This is a genomic window from Paenibacillus sp. cl6col (assembly GCF_900102125.1).
GTDB lineage: Bacteria > Bacillota > Bacilli > Paenibacillales > Paenibacillaceae > Paenibacillus_B > Paenibacillus_B suaedae.
This window is the reverse complement of the sequence record NZ_FNAZ01000004.1, coordinates 67,978-87,338: the sequence shown is the minus strand read 5'-3', so window position 1 is coordinate 87,338 and position 19,361 is coordinate 67,978. Positions and strand designations below refer to the sequence as shown.

The following is a 19,361-nucleotide window of genomic DNA, read 5'->3' as shown; positions in this document are numbered from 1 at the left end:
CCTCTTCCTAGACCATCTTTTCAAATCTTCAATTCCGTTCCGTCCAAAAACTTAATAGACGACGCATAGCAATGCCCATGCCGCTTTTCTGCCGACGGCAATTCCATATAATTTCCATATATTAAAGACAATATATAATCATAGCCTTTCGGTGCAAAGAAAGTATGACCTTCAAATTCGACTCTTATCGACTCAGCATACCATTCACGCTTGTAGATTTGGGCAAATGTATTATGGCTCGCCAATAAACTCGATTCTTTTTTATTGTCGCGTTTAGCAAAATGCTCAAATATTAAAATAGCAAGCCTTCGCGGAATGAAAGAAACTGCATAGTACAGCAATCTACTGAACATATTACTTTCACTTTTTTTTCCAACTCGCGACCATAGTACCTTTCTGCATAATTTACAAATAAAAAAAGACACATTCTGTCTATACTTATTACGCGAGATATAATCTAGTGGAAGAATATCCAAAAACATTCCATCATGTTGCTTCATATGTTCCTGACCGGCACGAACATATGACGTATTTTTCAATCTCAGCTTTCCATACACCCAATTATAGTGTCTATCCGTTGTTTGGTTTTGCAAGAAGAACTTTTCCGTGTTCAGTTCTCCTTTGCACACTTCGCAGAATTTCTCATAATCTTCCCTGAACATTTGTATATCTATATCATCATCCCAAGGAATATAGCCATTATGCCTTATGGCTCCTATTAAAGTACCGTATGACAAGAAATATGTAATATTATATTTTCTGCATATTCGATCAACTTCTAACAGCATTGATAACATATCATTTTGCAACTTTTTTAGCTGCTCATCGTTTAGTTGCAAATAGTTAATTTTCTTTTTCACATTACTGCACCTCGAGTGTTGCCCGTTGCGTTATCTCTATTCGTGTGAGATAGTATTCTCTCATAGTCATCAAAGTAATCTATTTCTGACCAAAACATTCCCTTAACATCAATGGTTTCGATATTTTTTTCTTCTACAAATGAATATAATATATTCTCCCACCATAATTGGTGCTGTTGGCTTCCAATCAAACTATCTAGTTTCTCTTTAAATTCCACCAGGAATTTCCCTTTAATCTTACCTATCCCTACATATTCACAAGTTCGTTCTCTTAGGGGAAGATTCTTCCCGTATTTTTTTATATATCCATTTTCTAAGTTTAAAAAATAATCGCCGACTTCTGTTCTACCGGTGTCTACCATTAGAGCACATTCTTTTTCTGTCTCTATAATTAAATTTAAAATGTCATCATCGATATAAACGTCACCATTCATAATAATAGTGTCATCCGTCAATTCTTCTTTGGCAAACCAGAAAGAAGCGATACTATTTGTTACATCGTAGAATGGATTGTAATAATAGGTAACATCTAACCCCTCTAACGCTTCATAAATTTTGGTTTCACAGTATCCTACACATACAATGGGTTGAATATTTCTTTCTAAAAACATCATCACACTTCTTCTAATTAACGGTATCCCATCTACCGGCAATACGCATTTGGGAATTTCCTCAATCATTCTTGAAATTCTAGTTCCTCTTCCCGCAGCTAACAAAATAGCCTTCATATTCTACCTGTCCTCCTCTCAACCATTCTCCACGCTTTCGAATTGCTCCCAAAAGATATGCATAACATCAATACTCCCGGTTGTTACTCGAATCCAGTCAGCTAAAACAGGCTGGTTATAGGTTTTGATTAAAATATTCTTTTCCTTTAACAATGAAAAAATCTGCTTTGGATCCTTTTTACTTTTGATAAGCACATAGTTCCCAGAATTAAAGTGATATTCATAACTGTGTTTCTTAAGTTTATCTAGTAAATACTCTCTCCCCTGTCTCTCTATCTCTGTCAATGCATCAATAATTTGGGGATTTCCTAATATTTTTTCTGCAAATTTAATCGCAAAACAATTCACTGGGTATGTTGAACATGCTTTTTTTATTTCACTAACTAGTTCTTCATTTGAAATGATGTAGCCGATTCGACATCCGGCGATAGAAAGCATCTTTGAAAATGTTCGAAATATCAACACGTTATCGTATTCGTTTGTACAATGTATAAAAGTCTTGGGAGAAAAATAATGATACGCTTCATCAATTACAACCAAAGCACAATTTTCACGAGCTTTTTTTATAATCTCTCTGACTTCATGTTCTTGCCAAGGTGATCCAATAGGACTATTGGGGTTAAGTAAGACCACAATACCGGTATCCCTATCAATAGAATCCAGTACACTGTCCAAGGACACTTCAAAATCATCATTAAAAATAACAGGCGCATGTATCATTCCATACATTTTCATATAGACGGAGTACATCTCAAAACTGGGGCTAACTGATACTACTTTCTTACCTGACTCTCCAAAGACTTCGAATAGCAATCGTATTGCATCGTCAGATCCATTTGTCAAACAAATACTTGATGGTTCACAATCCAAATATCCAGCTAATTGTTCAACTAATGATGTCATCTCAGGATACATCGCAACATATTCAGGAGTTATACTTCCCATTACTTGTTCAAAAAACTGTACCGGTAGCCCTTCCGGGTTTTCGTTCATATCCAAACGAATGTAATCTTTACGACTTTCGTTATATGATGTTCTATATAAGTTTTTTATATTGGGGTTTACGTAGTACATGTTATAGCACCTCTCTGCATCAAACGTTTGAAAGCTGTTGCATTACCTCACTCTTGATGCTATGGTGAATCTTTTTTCCGCACGTTCCATCCGCATTAGATATGCTCTTTTTAAATCTAGAAACACGGTCTTCTTTTTTTAAATCTTCGTTACGTTCTACCATATCTACGAATTGGGATACTGTTACATCTTGATTTACAAAATAGCAACCAAGATAATCAGAATAATAATATCTATCTTGTTTACTCATGTCTTCACTTAATAATCCTAGAACGGGTTTTCCCGTAATAATATACTGCAGCATAACTGAACTGTAATCACTTATGATACCATCAGAAACAGTGACAGCGGGATAAATATCACTACTATTATCAATTATAATGTTGGGTGACCGTTTTAATTTGCTTACAAGTTTTTCAAAAGTAGCCCATAGATGTGGACGCATTGTCTTTATTGTAATTTCAGTAAGTGGATGCGGACGCCAAATGAAGGCACATTGTTCATAGTCCATGAAGGAATTTAATACTTGCTCTGTTTGTTCAAACCAAGTATCAACGGACAGAAGATCGGCAATTCCTGTATTAAATAAAATTACATGTTTACCTTTTATGACTTGTTCCCAATAGAAAGGAATTTCTTTTTGCTCGCTTTTTGCAATAATCATTGCGTCAAGTTTAGGGGAGCCTAAATTCATTATTTTATGGGGCTCTATTCCATTGGAGATATACCCCTCTTTTGTGTTGTTTGATTGTACAATGATCTTTGTTGCATTTTTGTACGCAGGAAGTAAGTTCATTTTTTTATTCTCAGAACTTCCAGCCACATAATATGGTACGTAAGCTAGCATATCTGTATACTGTGCTAGATTCTCTGAAAAAAAACGAGGGTTAACCATAGTAAGTTTATTGTAATTATCAAACGGATTGTGGATATAAATAATATCTGGACGTCTATTTTCAAAATCATACATTTCAAATAACGTGATATCTATATCTTCTGGGAATTCGTTCCCTTCATAGCAAAACTTAATGAATTCACCCTGCTCATTTTTTTCATAGTATGGAATAGGAACTACGTAACAAGTGCAATTCGGATCGTTTTTTGCTTCTCTATATATACTTTCTAACGAATCCCACATTGATGACTTATAAGGCATGAACGCAATTTCTATTTCCGTTTTTACATCGTTTATGATATAAAGTCTTATATCTTTTATGGCCTTTTTTACTTTTTTTAATAATAAGTCTGTCCCTTTTCCATCTATAAATAATTCAAAATTATGAATTGCATTTTCAATTAAACTGCGAACTTTTTGCTCCTCTTTCATTAGATCAGCGAAGAACACCAAACTATTAATGCAATCTTGCATCATTTCAGTCGTATTGCTAGCACCTCTATTTATTACATAATCAGTGCCTTCTTCTATCGTAGTAATCAACTCTAAAATTTGTTTTTTCTGATTTAAGCGCATACTTTTCTTCACTCCATCAACGTGCATACTACAGACACCTTAGTGACCAAATTAAGGTCAATATTTGAAATACGTGCCCACAGATTCCGTCATTATTTTACCCCTTCACCATCTACAAGGCACTACAAAAATCCCATGGGGTTATGCTCGTATTTTCATGCTACTAGACTTGTCACCTTGTATATACTATCGACAAAATACTACATAAGATTAATAGTAATGACTTGGATGAATTCAGGTAACAACATATAGAGAATTCCAACAACAATAAACAGCCGACCTCCCCAGCCGGCTGTTTTAATTTACAATAATAGTATATTTACCAATCCTACAAACTTCAATTATGCACAGGATTTAAATCTCCATCCCCATGTCTCGCTTTTGCAATTACTAGATGCCAACTTCCCTCATCTTCACTGTAATTTGCTCAATCCTGCCGTCCATATCTATCCCCGTAAACTTAGGGAGACTCAACTCGCTCACAATCGCTCCGTCACGCATAAACATGATCCGTTCCGTCCGTGCCGCAACCTTGGCGTCGTGAGTAACAAGCATGACAGCAGTACCTGCTTCGTTGATTTTAGAAAAGATGTCCATAATCTCCTGTGCCGACTTCGAATTAAGCGCACCCGTGGGTTCATCGCCAAAAATAATTTTGGGACTGTTCATAAGCGCACGGCATATCCCTGCACGCTGAAGCTGACCACCCGACACCTGTGTAATGTCGCGCTTTTCTAGCTCCGCAATACCTACCCTCTTCATGAGTGCCCTTGCCTTTTCCGTAATTTGTGCAGCATTCTTTCGATTGTCCCTCATAGAGGGAAGAATGATATTATCGAGGATATTCAAGTTTTTCAACATCGTCGGCTGTTGGAAGACAAACCCCATTTTTGTTCTGCGTATATCAGACAACTCGTTCTCGCCAATCTCCGCTAAATTCTTATCGTCCATGATGACTTTACCGCCATTTACGCCATCTGTTCCGCTCAGTGCGAACATCAGTGTTGATTTTCCCGATCCTGAAGGCCCCATGACCGCGACGAATTCGCCTTCATTGATTTCAACGGATACACCGTCGAGAACATTGCGCTTCTCATCACCCTCGCCGAAAGATTTTACGAGTTGATCGCCGATAATGATCTTCTTCATATGCCTACTCCTTTATACTTTCGGAAATTTTGATTTTCCCTGCTCTCGATGTACCGATGATGGTTGCGATAAGCACAGTACCGATCATCATTAGTGGGCTAAGCAGATATGCTGACAGTGGATTGACCGTAAATTGGAACGCCGACGCCCCAAAGTAAGAGACCATTGCCCCCGCAAGCATCTCTCCGAGCGTATTGGCTAGAAGCGTTCCAAGGACAATGCCCACAATCAGCACGAACACGGAACGCGTCACATACTGCGCCTGAATATCCGAATTTGTAAAACCGAATGCCTTCATAACGGCAATGGAGTATCTATCCTTTGCAACAAGCAGTTTCATAAACAACAAGGTAACCAGTACCGCTATCAACAACGCAACGGCAATTGCGGAATAGGATGCCTTGCCAACAGCACTGATTGTCGAGCCAAATGTCTGTGCCATAAACTCATCGATGTCTGACACCTTTGCAAAAGGGAATTTATCCGCATATTCTGAAATTTTACTACCGATAAGCGATTTGTCAGCAATTACCGCACTGATCACAACCCACATCATCTCTGCCGACTGATCGGTAAACACCGCCTTTGCGGTTTTGCCTCCATTGGTAATGTCAGAATAAATGCCGCTGACCTTGAGATTTTTTTCTTTCCCCTCTATCACCAGAGTCATGGTATCGCCGACTTTTTTGTCGAGCTCTTTGGCGTTCATGACCGACAGCGCCACTTCATCTTCTGCACGTGGAGCCGTACCTTCCGAATATTGCACTGGGAATACGGAATGGTCTCCGAGCTCGATCTTTACCCTTTCCTCCGAGCCATTCTCCATCTTAGCTTTAAATGTTTTGGTTGTGAGTACCGCATACTTGGAGATCGCGCTATCGCTGCTCATTGTTTTGAGCATTTCAGCTGCCTTCTCAGACATATGGTCAGTCTGCTGTATATCGATGCGCATATCGCTGTTGCCTATCCCCATATATTTGATGAAGCTTTTTGAGGAAATGGTGTTGTAGAGGTTCTGAGGAACGATGATGATAAATGCCGAAATCACCAACACGGCAAGCATGGTGACGTATAGCTTCTTCCTCGCAAGCACATCTTTGATACCAAGAAAAGCATTGGTATGGAACAGTTTGTTGTTACTCAGATTGAAGCGTTTTGCGCCCGAGGCCTTTTCCTGAGAAGTTCCATAGCGAATGGCTTCGGCAGCGGATATTTTCCGGAAGCGCCTTAGCACTCCATTTACAAAAGCAATAATTGCCCCAAATACAAGCAGTACGCCGATTACTCCGAACAGCATAGCAACAGAAGTGTTCTCGCTTTCTCCCATATACATGCGGATATTTTCAAGGAGCAACCCTTTGAATACAAAAGAAAGTGCATAACCGAGCACACAGCCTGCCGCTGCAATCGCCGCATACTTCACCAGATAAATTCCCTTGATATCGGAAATGCGGAGCCCTATGGCCTTCATCACGCCAATCTCGCGGTAATCGTCTTCGATCTTCGCCAGGAGTGTAAAGCGGATGCACATCAATGCGATTGCTACAACAAGTACGCTGACTAGAAGGATCACCCCTATCATCATCCCGTCGGAAATCGCGTTAAGTGTTTTGAAGAGAGAGTATGTAATCGCTGGCCCGTTCGCTTCGAGTCCAGAAGAGGTATAAGCCGTTTCGAATTCACTGGTCTTAGACAAATCCTTGAGTCTAAACTCGATCAAATACTCGACGTTCCCTGCATGTTTTAACTCCTCATAATCATGCTTGCTGACCAGCATTCGCTTCGAAGAAGCTAACGAGGAATTCATTTGCGAATCTCGAAGCATGCCCGCAACCGTGAACTCCTTCCCGCTTATGTTCGCCTTGTCGCCAATCTTCGTGATTCCGTCCTTGATGTAGCTGATCGGAACGTACAGTTCTCCATCGGATGCTTGGATAGGACTGCCGTCAAGATTCAAGAGGAAGTCAAACTTCTCGCTCTGGACAGTAAGACCATTGTCCTGCACACTATTAGCAAGTGAACCATTGCCAAAGCGGATTTGCGAGCCGTCCATATTCAAAAACTCAAGCACCTGAAAGTCTTCAACATTAGCATCTTGCTCTGCAAAAGCATTCAGCCGTGCTGTGTTAAGTGCACCAGAATGCATCTGCATAAAATGCGGCGTTTTCGCCTGAATCATAAGTGTGTCTAGCGCACCTGTTAGATTGACGATGAGAATTGCCGCCAGTGAGACAAGCATTGCCGCAGCGGCAACAAATATCATCGTTGTCAGGGTAATTGCCTTGCTCTTCAACATGTCATTACGGATTATCCTGAAATGCATACGTCACCTCTGTTCCTCGAACTTCTTAGCCGATTTCAAGTCGTACAGAATCACAAAAGCCATGCAGAACAAAATTGCAGCAATAAGTCAGCGATGTTCATAAGTAACCTAAGCAACCCTTCCCTGTTATCTGTCACTAGTCATATGGCTATCTTCCCTGATGATAGAACGAGAACTTATATGTTCCGGCTCCGTTTGAAACTAGGACGTTTTGGTCGGATACGAAACCTTCATGATCTCATGAAAAAATTCACATTTTTTCCGAATGATGTAGTTCTGTTTAACTACTCGGCATGTTTTCCGTTTATGTTTCCGAACATCCTCATCGTGTGAATGAGACTTCCCTCTGCAGCCCCAAGCAGTCTCTCTATGTTATAAACAAATGCCTGCATACGTAACATCCGCTCTTCGTCCGTCAATTCAACCACATCATCATCCAACACGGTATTTGCATAGATCACGATCATCTCCATGCATTCATATGGGAACGGCGTATGGAACATGCCCACCTGGATGCCTTCGCGGATAATTTCCGCCAGTATCGGCGTAACGCCGTTAATGATGACCTTCTGTATTTTCTGATGCATAAGTGCGTTCTGCGGCTTGTGAATATGCTCCATTATCTCCTTGCTGCTCCCGCCGCTTATGTTCAGTGCCATGACTACACGGATAATTCGCTTGACTACAGGGATGCTCTTGTCAGCAGCAATATCCTGCGCCGCACCTAATAGACGGACATTGTACCGCTCGATCAACGCGTCTAATATATCCTCCTTCGATTTAAAGTGGTGATATAAGGTTCCACGTGCAATCCCGACCTTATCGAGGATATCGTTTGTACTTGCACCGTCAAAGCCTTTCAGGCCAAAAAGCTCATCCGCTGCGTCAAGAATTTCATTTCTACGCTCTTCGGCTTCTTTTACAATTCTCATCCATATACCTCTTTCTTTAGTAGACCGACTGCCTGTCTGTTAGATGTTAACATAAACCAATCTATTAAAAAAGGACTTTTGCCCTAAAAAATTTGAATACATGGAAGGGTTTAATAAGTATCCCTTAACGCTTTTGTTGGGTATTAAAAAAGCTCAGACCTAATCAGGTCGAGCCTTTTGTAAAGCAACCACTATTTCGTCTTCATCATCATCTATCCAAAAACCGGATTACTGTACCGTAAGAAAAAATCTCCATAACCTGCTTTTTGCCAATCAAACTATCAGAAACAGCTACACGATATTCAAATTGACAACTTATCACAGCATCCCCACGCAATTGCTCACATTTTTTCTTTAACTGATTTTTAACTCCCTCAAAGGCTAAATTAGGGTCTGCAGATTTATAATAGCCTTCTTTGTGAGAATCCATCGCGAATATGGTATCAATCACTTCATAATTTCTTTTCAAATCACCTGTTGTGATGATTACTGACATAACCTATCCCTCCGAATCCAATGATTTGTATATAATCAAGGAGTATTTCGGCAAAGGGCAAGGGCATTCCTTCCAAACCTATGAAATTCGAAAGGTTTGTCTTCTCATCCACATCGTGGCGACCCACTTTTCGCCTTTGCTTACAGGTGTACCTGCATGCAAGGTAAGTTCGTTTAATTCAGGATTACTGTAAAAATATTCGAAGTAGACCGCCATGCCTTTATTAGGAAACACGGATAAATTAAGCTTAGGGAAGGTCGTTTCTCCGCCTTCCTCCACATCATTCAGATACATAACTAGTGTACTAATTCGATTATTGCCACTTGCCCGACTCGTCTCAGCGAAGTAATCATAATGCGGTTTATACTCCTGACCGGGGGTATAGAGCAGCACTTGCAAACCATCACCATGCTCGATCGGAATATTCATGATATGAGCGATTCGCTTCTCAATCCTTGCGACCGACTCACTGTCTTCACAAAATACTCCACTGCTCGTTCTAATTTGATTGACTGAACGGTCTTCTCCGATTTTGGAGCGCTGCAGCCGATCTCTTGAGTGTTCAATCAGTTCATCGCACTCTTCATTACTAAGGACATTTCCTAGTACCATAACCAAGGGCTCCTCATATTTGGCAAGGATTCGAATCTCTCGATCTTCTGTCTTGATAGTGCTTCCGACATGATCAAAAATAGTACGTTCTTTCTCCGTCGCGTTCCCGATCATCCTTAGGTATCCCCCAGTTAATGACATCAATCACAAAAATAAGATACCATAAAATGGTCATTCCGCTCTACTAATTTTTAGAAAGGTACAGACCACTTTCACCTTTACCTCTACATTCCGAATCATACATTCCTGATTCACAACTAATACGCAGCCGCAATATAATGTTTCTAGGCTGTATGTGACGAAAATACACGAGCATTCAGTCAAACGTTATCATTGTTATTGTTCTTTCATCTGATGGTTTACGTTGTCTTTATGATAAAGAGTGGAACGGGTGATATCATAATGATCTATACAGCTCTTGGGGACTCCATCACATTTGGGGAAAATGCATCTTCACTGGCAAAGTCTTATCCCCGATTGATCGTCTCTGCGTTACATTCAAAATCATGCAGAGCCCAAGGCTTTGTTCTGGCTCAGCCTGGTTGGAACAGCTATGATCTATTGGATGCTTTGATTTGGCGCGGGGCCCCTGGAATCAGTCATTCCTCTGTCGTTTCGGTATGGATTGGCGGGGTGGACTTAGCGAACACGGCACTAGCCGCGCTTAGATCTAAGACAGCACCGGAAGTACGACATATGATTGCAAACTATGAACGCAATTTAAGTTCCATTTTCACTCAAATTCAAGCAGGAAGCTGTGCTCGAATCGTTTGCTGCACCCAATACAATCCATTTCCCAAAAGCCCTCTTGCCGTTGATGCGGTAAGCAAATTAAATCTTCTAATCAGTGAAATTTCCCGTCATTTTGATGTTACGGTAGCTCCCGCTCATAAGTGGTTTGAAGGGAAGAAGGCCGAGCTTATCTATGGATTTCAACATGGAAAGATTGAAGATGCACTGGGCGGATTTTTGCCGATACACCCGAACAACAGGGGTCACCAAGTGATTGCAGCGAAGTTGGCGCCATATCTTTTTCCAAACAATCCCCCGCTTTTTACTTAACGAATAAGTTCTAGTATAATAGCGAAGAATGAAAATAGTACAAATCCAAAGGAGGGATTGCACATGGATATCAAAGCAAAAATTGAAGAAGTCGTTGCAAAAGTCAAAAACGATCCGGACTTCTCATCTAAATTTATGAGTGATCCTGTCTCGGCGATCGAATCTGTAATAGGGATTGACCTGCCAAATGATCAGATCAATGCATTAATCGAGGGTGTAAAAGCGAAATTGACCGTAGATAAAGCCAGCGGTGTTTTTGATTCGATCAAGAAGCTGTTCTAATTTGTACATAACAAGTTGAACAGTTCTCATACAAAGGGGATATACAAGTCATGTGAAATGACCTGTATATCCCCTTTTCGCATTTTTGCAGCTGCTTAACTGGCCATGGCCGGAATCCTAATATAGTAATATCTGTGGGTGCATGATATGGTAATACAGGAAACTATTATTAGAAAGAAGGAATTGAATGATTTATAAAGCAGATCACAATGTAAGAGAAAAATTGGTGCCTATGTTCGAACATATGGATAGCACGATTGTTCTCTCTTATCTCCAAGGACATATGGGTGACGCTTGGGTAGACAACCTTGAGAATCCAACTGTTGCTCAAATCACTGTGGGGATTTTTGTGTTTTATGCGGGGAACCCCAGCGCAGAAGAAGCTGAAGAATTACTTTACAATCTTCCTGAATTTACGCTTGCAATTGTTGATTCGGATGGGTGGAAAAAGCGGATAGAAACGGTTTACAAAGGATCCTATGAGAAATTTCAGCGATTTAGATTTAAAAAAGATTCTGGGGATTTGGATAGAGCACACATACAGAATCTACTGTCTGCATTACCTGAAGAATATGAAATTAAAAAAATTGATAAAGAGATAGCTAGCGCCCCTTCCTTCCATGAGCTCTCAGAAGACTTTGTCAGTCAGTTTGATTCGATTGATGATTTTATGGAAAGAGGAATCGGGTATGCTATTTTACATAAAGGGCAGATTGTTTCTGCGGCAACATCATTTAGCATCTATGATGACGGAATCGAGATCGAAATTGCGAGTCACCCTAACCATAGAAGGAAGGGACTTGCAGCAACTGTTGCCTCTGTACTGATTTTAGATTGTCTGGATAGAGGGAAATACCCGAGTTGGGATGCGGCGAATGCTGAGTCTGTTGAGCTAGCAAAAAAGCTGGGATACACGTTCAAGGAATCTTATGACACCTATTTTATTAATAACAAAGTGAACAGAAACCAACCTTAGATCCTCTTTATACACCTGTAATGTGTAAATCTTCTCCTTTAACTGATCATATTATGAAATGTATTATTTTTTTGCGTATTTACAATAATGATCTAGGGGAATCAAAAAGCATGCATGATAGGATTTTAGAAAACCAAAACGTAGGAGGTAATCATGGGCAGAATCGTTCATTTCGAAATTCATGTAGATGACATGGAACGTGCTAAGAAATTTTATGGAGAGGTATTTGGATGGACATTTGAGGATTGGAGCGATTATGCTGGAATGCCCTATTTCGGAGCTACGACTGGGGATGCAAATGAACTGGGCATTAACGGGGCTTTGATGCAACGTAAAGGCACTACCCCTGAATCAGGTCAGCCTTTGAATGGCTATGCATGTACAATGGGAGTGGAAGACTACGATTCTACTGAGACAAAAATCCTGAATCTTGGAGGCAAAGTCGCATTGCCGAAGCATGCACTACCCGGAATGGCATGGCAGGGGTATTATATTGACACCGAGGGGAATACTTTTGGGATTCATCAGCCAGATAAGAATGCAAAATAGGATTATTTCCTTTACACATAGAAAAACCCGGCCGCTTGAGGTCGGGTTTTTCAAGTACACCTTATTTTATATACGTGAGAGATGCTTCATTAATATCGTACAAGGTACCTTTATTGCTTTCAACAAGCTGAATAATTTGCTGATAAGCAAATCCTTCTTTCGGTGCGATTGCATCCAGCGTTACCTTATTCGCTTTTACATTGTTGATTACTTCTTTAAGAGAATACTTTGTTTTTTTCGGCGATATTTCTTTATCATGAACAGGTGCATCCGTTATAAAAATAATTCTCTTTGCATTTTTGCTGCCTGACATTTTCTCCATCGCCATTTGAACCGCCTCTAAACCCGATTCATCCACATCCATACCGCCAGTCGCCACCAGACTGCTTAGCTGGTTCTTCAATACTCCCTTTTGATTCGTAAAATTGAAAAATTCCAATGCAGGATATTTGCTATCGATATAATTGATATCGCGATACGCAAGGATGGCAAGATTAGATCCGGAAGGAACTGAATCCACGAACTTGCTGATGGATTCTTTCACGTAATCAATGACCTCTGCCATACTGCCCGTAACGTCGATGACAAACACAATATCCGAAGCCTCGTTAATCTCTTTCGAGATATTTTGCAAAATTGGTGATGAACTCTCAGATCCAGATCCCCCATTGGTTGGAGTCCTCTCGCTCTCGATGGAGGTTGGAATATCGGGCTCATACTGAAAAACAATAACCGTTCTTGACGTTCCTTCCCACTTCACTTCTGCACCAAGCGCTTCACTAATAAATTGAATCGGAACCATTGTAGAACCGTTTACTAATTGCGCAGCTGCATTCAGTTTGACAGCCACACCGTTGACATAAGCTGTAGATGAACCAATTGTTAACACAATGGTTGTACTTCCCCTTGTTGCCGTGATCGTTTGTGTAGAGGACTTCCATTTTACGGTTGCACCTAATGACTCAAAGATCCCACGAAGCGGAACCAATACATTCCCTTTTCGATTGACAGGGGGCTGTTTATAAGTCTGCTGCTTCCCTCCGATAAATACCCCGATCTGTTGCGTCTCATGACGGACAGGATAGAATTGAGGGCTAGAGACTGCAACTCCTCCATACTGAGTCATAACTTTTACATAAATATAATATCCCCCTGCTGGCAACCCCAACGCGCGCAAGGAATAGGTAGAAGAACTGTTAGCTTCCACCTGAATACGCCTAACCAGTTCCCCATTTGAATTTTTAATCATGACGTATGTATAATAACCCGACTTCCTCATTTCCGCTGTTGTAGACACCGTAAATGTATAATTCGATTTTAGTGTAATCGCACCTGGGAAGTTCTTTCCGCTGGGCACGTTAAATTCAGGCACAACGACAGTTTCAGCTTCAGGTACCGTAGTTGTAACCGAACCTGATGGCGGCTTCGGCTCGGTCACTTCTGAAGGCGACTTTGGCTCGATCACTTCTGATGGCCACTTCGGCTCGGTCGCTTCACCGGATGGTCTAGTTGAAGATATCGATGTTTTTGGGAAGTAAAAATAAATTTTCGACTGTCTGCCTGGTGCCTTCCGTTTCTCTGATATCGTGATGGTGAGATTCTCATGGTTAAACGTAAACTCTGAAGAACTAAGTTTATGACCATCAATATGCAGACTGACATTTTTGCTCGAGTTCAGTATATAACGGGATGACACTTGGAACGTTCGAGTGGAGCCGTCCCCCCCAGTCAGGGCATTACCGATGCTGGCTTTACCTGACACCCCTTCTTCCCATTCAAAGGTAGGAGCAATGGCATATTTCATTGAAATCTCGGCTCCGCTATCGGGCGCCTTACGCATCGTTATCGTATGGTTTCCATAATCAATCGTATACGCTGTAGAATCTATCTCTCGTGCATTGATAAACAATCGGATCTCCGTATTGGACGCTGTAATCTGATTACTTGTCTGGAATGGGAACGTTTTCCTTATCCCATCCCCATCTTCAAGAAGATGAACGAGATAATCCCCCTCCCTATAATCAAGCCTCTCACTTGCGCTTGCCGTTCCTCCGAACAGCAAGACAAAGCTAATCAATAGAAAAACCATCATTCTAACTTTCATTTTCTCTGCCCCTTTATCAATGGTGTGTGCTAAAACAGACCAAACCCCTTTTTGGACACATGAACATATGTCCATTTTACTAGTTTGACACTATTTTCTTCTGTCATCTTCTGAATTTTATTAGGAGGTTTGTACTACAACAAAAAATCCACAACCGCATAAGGTTGTGGATTGACTTCATGGAGGCGAGGGAAATATTGATTTCTTCATTGGACTTGCTGCCGAAGCTTATCATTCGATGACTACCTTTGAGTTTGAAATCGACAAATATTATTAATTCCATGCATATATCGTCACTCCCCTATAGGCATCTGCATACGATGGAGAAAATGAACAAATCTAAATTGGAGGTCATGACCATGAGCTTGCAACAACAGGGGCAACAAGAACAAACACTGTATCGAATGGATCCAACGACTATGCATAACGTAAGATCCATTCAAGATCACATAGGAAATATATGCCGCAACCATATGAATAAACTTGTTCTAGTGGAGACGATGGATGGCGATGTTTTTGAAGGGGTACTTATCCACTGTGAAAGAGGAATTTTATACTTACGACTTCCAAGCCATGGAACTAGTCGCGCTTTTGTACCTGGTTTCCAAAATGATTTCGTCTTGCCCCTAGTGCTGTTCAATTTACTCGCCATTTCATTAATATAGGCCTGATCAAACCTAATCTAAGGAGTGAAATCTTATGGCATTTGTATCGCCTCAAGGACCACAAGGAATACAGCAGGCACCATCCTCCCCTCCTCCACAATTTGCACCACCACAACCCGCTGCTACAGCGTTCGCCATCGACCCCGGAGCTATTTCCGGTTGTTTATTCCGCAACACGTATGTGTGGTTAAGAAATGGGAACTCGTTCTGGTTCTTCCCAACCTTTGTAGGACGTAGATCCGTTGCAGGTTTTAGATGGACCGGTTTTGGATGGATGTTTACGGGAGTCGATCTAAGAAGCATTGTGTCATTTACATGTTTTTAGAGAAGAAAATAGCGGCCCAGTCCCTTATCGGTACTGGGCTTTTGCATATGGGTAACCCACAAATTTAAAATCTTTACCTAATGGCTGCACACTGACATCGTGAAGCTCTACAGCACCACTCATCTTTTCGATCCCTGTCCCGCCGAGAAAGGACGAAGCATTCCGACCACCTATCAACTTCGGAGCCATGTAAATAATGACTTTGTCGATGAGTTTATTCTCAAAAAAGGCTGCATTGATTTCACCCCCGCCTTCTATCAAAACGGAAGAGATCATCTCCCTGCCCAAAAGCTGAATAACTTCGGTTGGATTGACCCTGCCCGTCTGTTCCGTAACAAAGACTTTAACACCTGCCTTTTCTAAGGCTGCCCTCTTCTCGACGTCGTGGGAAGTTGTTGTAAACACCCAAGTGGGAGCTTTTTCATCTATAACCACCTTAGCATCCAAAGGTAACCGTAAAGAGGAATCCAAAACCACGCGTATCGGATTCCTACCGTTAGGCAACCTTGTTGTAAGCTCGGGGTCATCTGCAAGCACCGTGTTGACGCCAACTAAGATCGCGGCATTCTGATTGCGGAGAACGTGGACATCTTCCCGAGCCGCTTCTGAAGTAATCCATTTGCTATCGGAAGAGTAGCTATTGATTTTCCCATCCATCGTGATAGCTGTTTTTAAAGTTACAAACGGAATATGCTGGACAATGAATTTATTGAAAACCTCATTCATTTGGTAAGATTCTTCTTCACATACTCCCGTGATGACTTCGATTCCTGCTTCCCGGAGTATATCCACCCCTCTCCCCGAAACGAGCGGGTTAGGGTCAAGTGCTGCGATCACCACTTTTTTAATGCCTGCTTCAACAATTGCAACTGCGCATGGCCCTGTTCTACCGTAATGGGAACAAGGCTCAAGCGTCACATAGATGGTCGCTCCCCGCGTAAGCTCTCCAGCCATGCGGATCGCATGGATTTCTGCATGGGGTTCGCCTGCCTTCATATGAACCCCGATGCCCACGATGCGGTTTTCGTTGACAATCACAGACCCTACAAGCGGGTTGGGATCTGTCTGCCCCTTCATGGCCTTTGCATTCTGTATGGCCAGCCGCATATAGAATTCATGGTTATTCATCATTGTTGCAGGAGCCATTCCCTTCGTTTATATGTCCCGACCGCTCGATTTTGGTTTTTAAGTATTTTTCATTATATTCCGATACATCCCCCCAAAGCTGTACCCGATCTTCCACTGCCATGCCTGCGTTTCGAAGCGCATCAATCTTTTTAGGGTTATTGGTTATCAGTGTAACCGGTTTGGTCCGAAGGACATTTAGTACTTGTATCGCATCACTATAGTCACGGGCATCGTCAACAAATCCAAGTTTAAGATTGGCATCTACGGTATCGTAACCATTTTGCTGAAGGATATAAGCCAGCGCTTTACTGAAAAGCCCGATCCCTCTGCCTTCGTGGTTGGCAAGATAAAACAGCGCGCCAGTTCCATGTTCGGCAATATGCACCAATGACTGTTCAAGCTGATATCCGCAATCACAGCGTTTGCTGCCGAAAATATCCCCCGTGTGGCAAATGGAATGGAACCGGATTAAAGCATGATCTGCATTCTCGAAGTCTCCGTGCACCAGCACACTCGATTGTTGAAATTCAGCTAAATTTACATTCGATAATTTGGCAACAATATGTTCAAAATCTTCCGTTACCTCGCTGCAATTCAACCAGCAATACCATTTAAACTGAACGGTCTCCCCCCGCAAATTAATCGGAAGATTTATTGGTCCGACTAGATAAATGGCTCCGTTTTCCGTGTTGATCATTTTAATTCTCTCTTGTAGAAGAGAAATGACTTTCGGATCAAACTCCTTAACAGCAGGCATTAACACAACTCCTCTTTTAACCAATGTTTATGTCTTATTGTGAACGAAACAACTTTTATACCCTGTTATATAGTTAAACCAGCATCCTGCCTAAGCCAATCCAGAACATCACGTTGATTTTCTTCCGAAACGCCATGTTCGGTCGGGTATATCTTTAATGTGATTCGTTGCGTGTGTTCCTTTAAATATGTCGCCGTTTCATGCACGATCCTGACTGGGAATATGGAATCATACTCACCGTGCGAGACAAATACCGATACATTATTCAGACTTCGAAGTGAATATTCCGTCTTTACAAAGTCAGGAATGTATCCATTCAACGCAACGATTCCCTTTAGTTGATCTCCCATTGTAAGTGCAAGCGTCATGGATAGAATGGCGCCTTGACTGAAGCCGAGCAAGTAACATTTGTCCGGATCGATCGGATACTTATCCATCGCATATTGAATGAAAGCTTCGAGCTGTTTTACCGCCTCATCAAACATCTCTCGAATGGGATTGCCCAAACTTTTCAGTTCGTAATATTGATATCCTGCACCAAGCGGTAGATTACCGCGAATCCCAATGACAATGAAATCATCACTTATAGGTGCTACCAAGCCAAACATATTTCCTTCATTAGAACCTTTACCGTGCAGCGTAAAAATAACCGGGTATTTCTTATTCGGTACTACATTGGCAGGCAGGTGAACGTCATACTGGTAAAACGGAGTCATTTGAACCACCCTTTTTGAGACGCTTTTCCTGCCATAATAATGCGGTCAAGCGAGAATGGCGACCGGTCGGCCACTGCAAGGTATAAAGAAATCATCATAAATCCAAGATCCAACTCATAGCCCGCCATTTGAGCATTGCCAAGAAGTCCGACGGAGAGTTTTGCAGTCAGTATTGCACCAATAAGCATTACTACGAATAACGCCGATACATAACGGGTAAACAATCCCGCTATCAGCATGATACCGCCCACAAGCTCAAGCAGCGCCACGATATAAGCCGCAAATCCAGGGATACCAATAGAACTGAACCACGCCTCAACATTAGTCATGCCCATTTGAAATTTCGCGATACCATGAAACATAAATATGATTCCTAGCACTACACGCATAATAATTGTTACTGCAGCTATCTTCGTCACACAAATCACCCTCAAAATATTATTAGTTATAAAGAAATAAAATTCATATTAGTAATATTAATCAAAAGCAAGTAGCGTGTCAACAAAAAAATTGCTAATATATAATTATATTTGTTATCACTAATATTAAAGAGGTGCAGTCCTATGGATATTGGCTCCACAATACGTTCTATCCGAAAACGAAAAAATATAACTATTGCTCAAATCTGCGAAGAAACTGGTCTATCTCAAGGATTCATGAGTCAAGTGGAAACTAATAAGACTTCCCCTTCCATATCAACTCTAGAAAACATCGCAAAGGCACTAAAAGTACCTTTAGCTTACTTGCTATTAAAGAAAGAAGATCGGATGAATATTGTTCGTAAAGATGAGCGAAGCATTACGACAAGCGGTTCTGATAAGTTAACAGTGCAGCACTTAAGCTCTACGAAGAACGTAAGGATGATGGTCGTTGAATTTCCTCCAGGGGCTTCGACGGGGATTGCTCCACATGCGCATGAAGGTGAGGAGGTTCATATTGTCATTGAGGGAAGAATCTACGCGGAGCAGGGAGAAGACGCGGCCGAATTTGAAAAAGGTGATTCCTTCAGTTGGAACGCATGTACACCCCATTTGGTGAAAAACATCGGTGATGACACTGCCATCGTTCTAATATCCATCTATACGGAGAACGACAACAATCGGGAGCTCATCTAACTATCAGCTATGTTCGTAGGACAAAAAAAACGAGGAG

21 protein-coding genes are annotated in these 19,361 nt (G+C 41.4%); 7 read left to right on the top strand and 14 right to left on the bottom strand.

Features of this window, described 5'->3' with window-relative positions; translation table 11 throughout:
• Window positions 1-20 precede the first annotated feature (20 nt).
• The 9 genes from BLS15_RS12325 to BLS15_RS12285 form a co-directional block, all read right to left on the bottom strand.
• The gene (locus BLS15_RS12325) at window positions 21-860 is read right to left on the bottom strand and encodes a LicD family protein (protein ID WP_090511750.1); all 840 of its coding nucleotides are present in this window, start codon (window positions 858-860) and stop codon (window positions 21-23) included.
• Window positions 857-1,588, bottom strand: coding sequence for a phosphocholine cytidylyltransferase family protein (locus BLS15_RS12320; protein WP_028533476.1), 732 nt, complete (start codon window positions 1,586-1,588; stop codon window positions 857-859). The genes BLS15_RS12325 and BLS15_RS12320 overlap by 4 nt, the downstream gene beginning before the upstream one ends.
• 18 nt (window positions 1,589-1,606) lie before the next feature.
• Complete coding sequence (locus BLS15_RS12315) at window positions 1,607-2,662, bottom strand: pyridoxal phosphate-dependent aminotransferase (RefSeq protein ID WP_028533475.1); 1,056 nt, start codon at window positions 2,660-2,662, stop codon at window positions 1,607-1,609.
• Window positions 2,663-2,681: 19 nt separating this feature from the next.
• Window positions 2,682-4,160 carry a CDP-glycerol glycerophosphotransferase family protein gene (locus BLS15_RS12310; protein ID WP_090511745.1) on the bottom strand — a complete coding sequence of 493 codons (1,479 nt, stop codon included), beginning with the start codon at window positions 4,158-4,160 and terminating at the stop codon, window positions 2,682-2,684.
• 363 nt (window positions 4,161-4,523) lie between these two features.
• Window positions 4,524-5,282, bottom strand: a complete 759-nt coding sequence (locus tag BLS15_RS12305) for an ABC transporter ATP-binding protein (protein ID WP_021252791.1) — start codon at window positions 5,280-5,282, stop codon at window positions 4,524-4,526.
• A gap of 4 nt (window positions 5,283-5,286) precedes the next feature.
• Entirely contained in the window at window positions 5,287-7,605 is a 2,319-nt protein-coding gene (locus BLS15_RS12300; RefSeq protein WP_090511742.1) for an ABC transporter permease, read from the bottom strand.
• A gap of 284 nt (window positions 7,606-7,889) precedes the next feature.
• Entirely contained in the window at window positions 7,890-8,537 is a 648-nt protein-coding gene (locus tag BLS15_RS12295) for a TetR/AcrR family transcriptional regulator (protein ID WP_090511737.1), read from the bottom strand.
• A gap of 208 nt (window positions 8,538-8,745) precedes the next feature.
• Window positions 8,746-9,033, bottom strand: coding sequence for a hypothetical protein (locus BLS15_RS12290; protein ID WP_021252794.1), 288 nt, complete (start codon window positions 9,031-9,033; stop codon window positions 8,746-8,748).
• Window positions 9,034-9,111: 78 nt separating this feature from the next.
• Window positions 9,112-9,759 carry a 2OG-Fe(II) oxygenase gene (locus BLS15_RS12285; protein ID WP_090511732.1) on the bottom strand — a complete coding sequence of 216 codons (648 nt, stop codon included), beginning with the start codon at window positions 9,757-9,759 and terminating at the stop codon, window positions 9,112-9,114.
• A gap of 288 nt (window positions 9,760-10,047) precedes the next feature.
• Here BLS15_RS12285 and BLS15_RS12280 point away from each other — a divergent pair, with 288 nt between their 5' ends.
• From BLS15_RS12280 to BLS15_RS12265, 4 genes are all read left to right on the top strand, one after another.
• Window positions 10,048-10,707, top strand: a complete 660-nt coding sequence (locus BLS15_RS12280; protein WP_090511728.1) for an SGNH/GDSL hydrolase family protein — start codon at window positions 10,048-10,050, stop codon at window positions 10,705-10,707.
• A 63-nt stretch (window positions 10,708-10,770) separates the two neighbouring features.
• Window positions 10,771-10,989, top strand: coding sequence for a hypothetical protein (locus BLS15_RS12275; RefSeq protein WP_028533469.1), 219 nt, complete (start codon window positions 10,771-10,773; stop codon window positions 10,987-10,989).
• Between the two features lie 187 nt (window positions 10,990-11,176).
• On the top strand, window positions 11,177-11,965 hold the full coding sequence (locus BLS15_RS12270; RefSeq protein WP_090511725.1) for a GNAT family N-acetyltransferase: 789 nt from the start codon (window positions 11,177-11,179) through the stop codon (window positions 11,963-11,965).
• Between the two features lie 153 nt (window positions 11,966-12,118).
• Window positions 12,119-12,514: a VOC family protein gene (locus BLS15_RS12265; protein WP_021252798.1), complete on the top strand. Its 396-nt coding sequence runs from the start codon at window positions 12,119-12,121 to the stop codon at window positions 12,512-12,514.
• A 61-nt stretch (window positions 12,515-12,575) separates the two neighbouring features.
• On the opposite strand, the gene BLS15_RS12260 is transcribed toward BLS15_RS12265, so the two are convergent.
• Window positions 12,576-14,618, bottom strand: a complete 2,043-nt coding sequence (locus tag BLS15_RS12260; protein WP_175460759.1) for a stalk domain-containing protein — start codon at window positions 14,616-14,618, stop codon at window positions 12,576-12,578.
• A 359-nt stretch (window positions 14,619-14,977) separates the two neighbouring features.
• Here BLS15_RS12260 and BLS15_RS12255 point away from each other — a divergent pair, with 359 nt between their 5' ends.
• Window positions 14,978-15,283, top strand: coding sequence for a hypothetical protein (locus BLS15_RS12255; RefSeq protein ID WP_090511716.1), 306 nt, complete (start codon window positions 14,978-14,980; stop codon window positions 15,281-15,283).
• 34 nt (window positions 15,284-15,317) lie between these two features.
• Window positions 15,318-15,608 (top strand): transporter, encoded by a 291-nt coding sequence (locus BLS15_RS12250; RefSeq protein ID WP_090511713.1) that lies wholly within the window; start codon window positions 15,318-15,320, stop codon window positions 15,606-15,608.
• 24 nt (window positions 15,609-15,632) lie between these two features.
• On the opposite strand, the gene ribD is transcribed toward BLS15_RS12250, so the two are convergent.
• From ribD to BLS15_RS12230, 4 genes are all read right to left on the bottom strand, one after another.
• On the bottom strand, window positions 15,633-16,736 hold the full coding sequence (gene ribD, locus BLS15_RS12245; protein WP_090512130.1) for a bifunctional diaminohydroxyphosphoribosylaminopyrimidine deaminase/5-amino-6-(5-phosphoribosylamino)uracil reductase RibD: 1,104 nt from the start codon (window positions 16,734-16,736) through the stop codon (window positions 15,633-15,635).
• Window positions 16,729-17,493 carry a GTP cyclohydrolase II gene (locus BLS15_RS12240; RefSeq protein WP_021252802.1) on the bottom strand — a complete coding sequence of 255 codons (765 nt, stop codon included), beginning with the start codon at window positions 17,491-17,493 and terminating at the stop codon, window positions 16,729-16,731. Before BLS15_RS12240 ends, ribD begins: the two co-directional genes overlap by 8 nt.
• Window positions 17,494-17,558: 65 nt before the next feature.
• Window positions 17,559-18,209, bottom strand: coding sequence for an alpha/beta hydrolase (locus tag BLS15_RS12235; RefSeq protein ID WP_090511708.1), 651 nt, complete (start codon window positions 18,207-18,209; stop codon window positions 17,559-17,561).
• Complete coding sequence (locus BLS15_RS12230) at window positions 18,206-18,598, bottom strand: DoxX family protein (RefSeq protein WP_090512126.1); 393 nt, start codon at window positions 18,596-18,598, stop codon at window positions 18,206-18,208. Before BLS15_RS12230 ends, BLS15_RS12235 begins: the two co-directional genes overlap by 4 nt.
• Window positions 18,599-18,772: 174 nt before the next feature.
• On the opposite strand from BLS15_RS12230, the gene BLS15_RS12225 reads away from it, so the two are divergent.
• Window positions 18,773-19,324, top strand: a complete 552-nt coding sequence (locus tag BLS15_RS12225; RefSeq protein ID WP_021252805.1) for a helix-turn-helix domain-containing protein — start codon at window positions 18,773-18,775, stop codon at window positions 19,322-19,324.
• Window positions 19,325-19,361 lie beyond the last annotated feature (37 nt).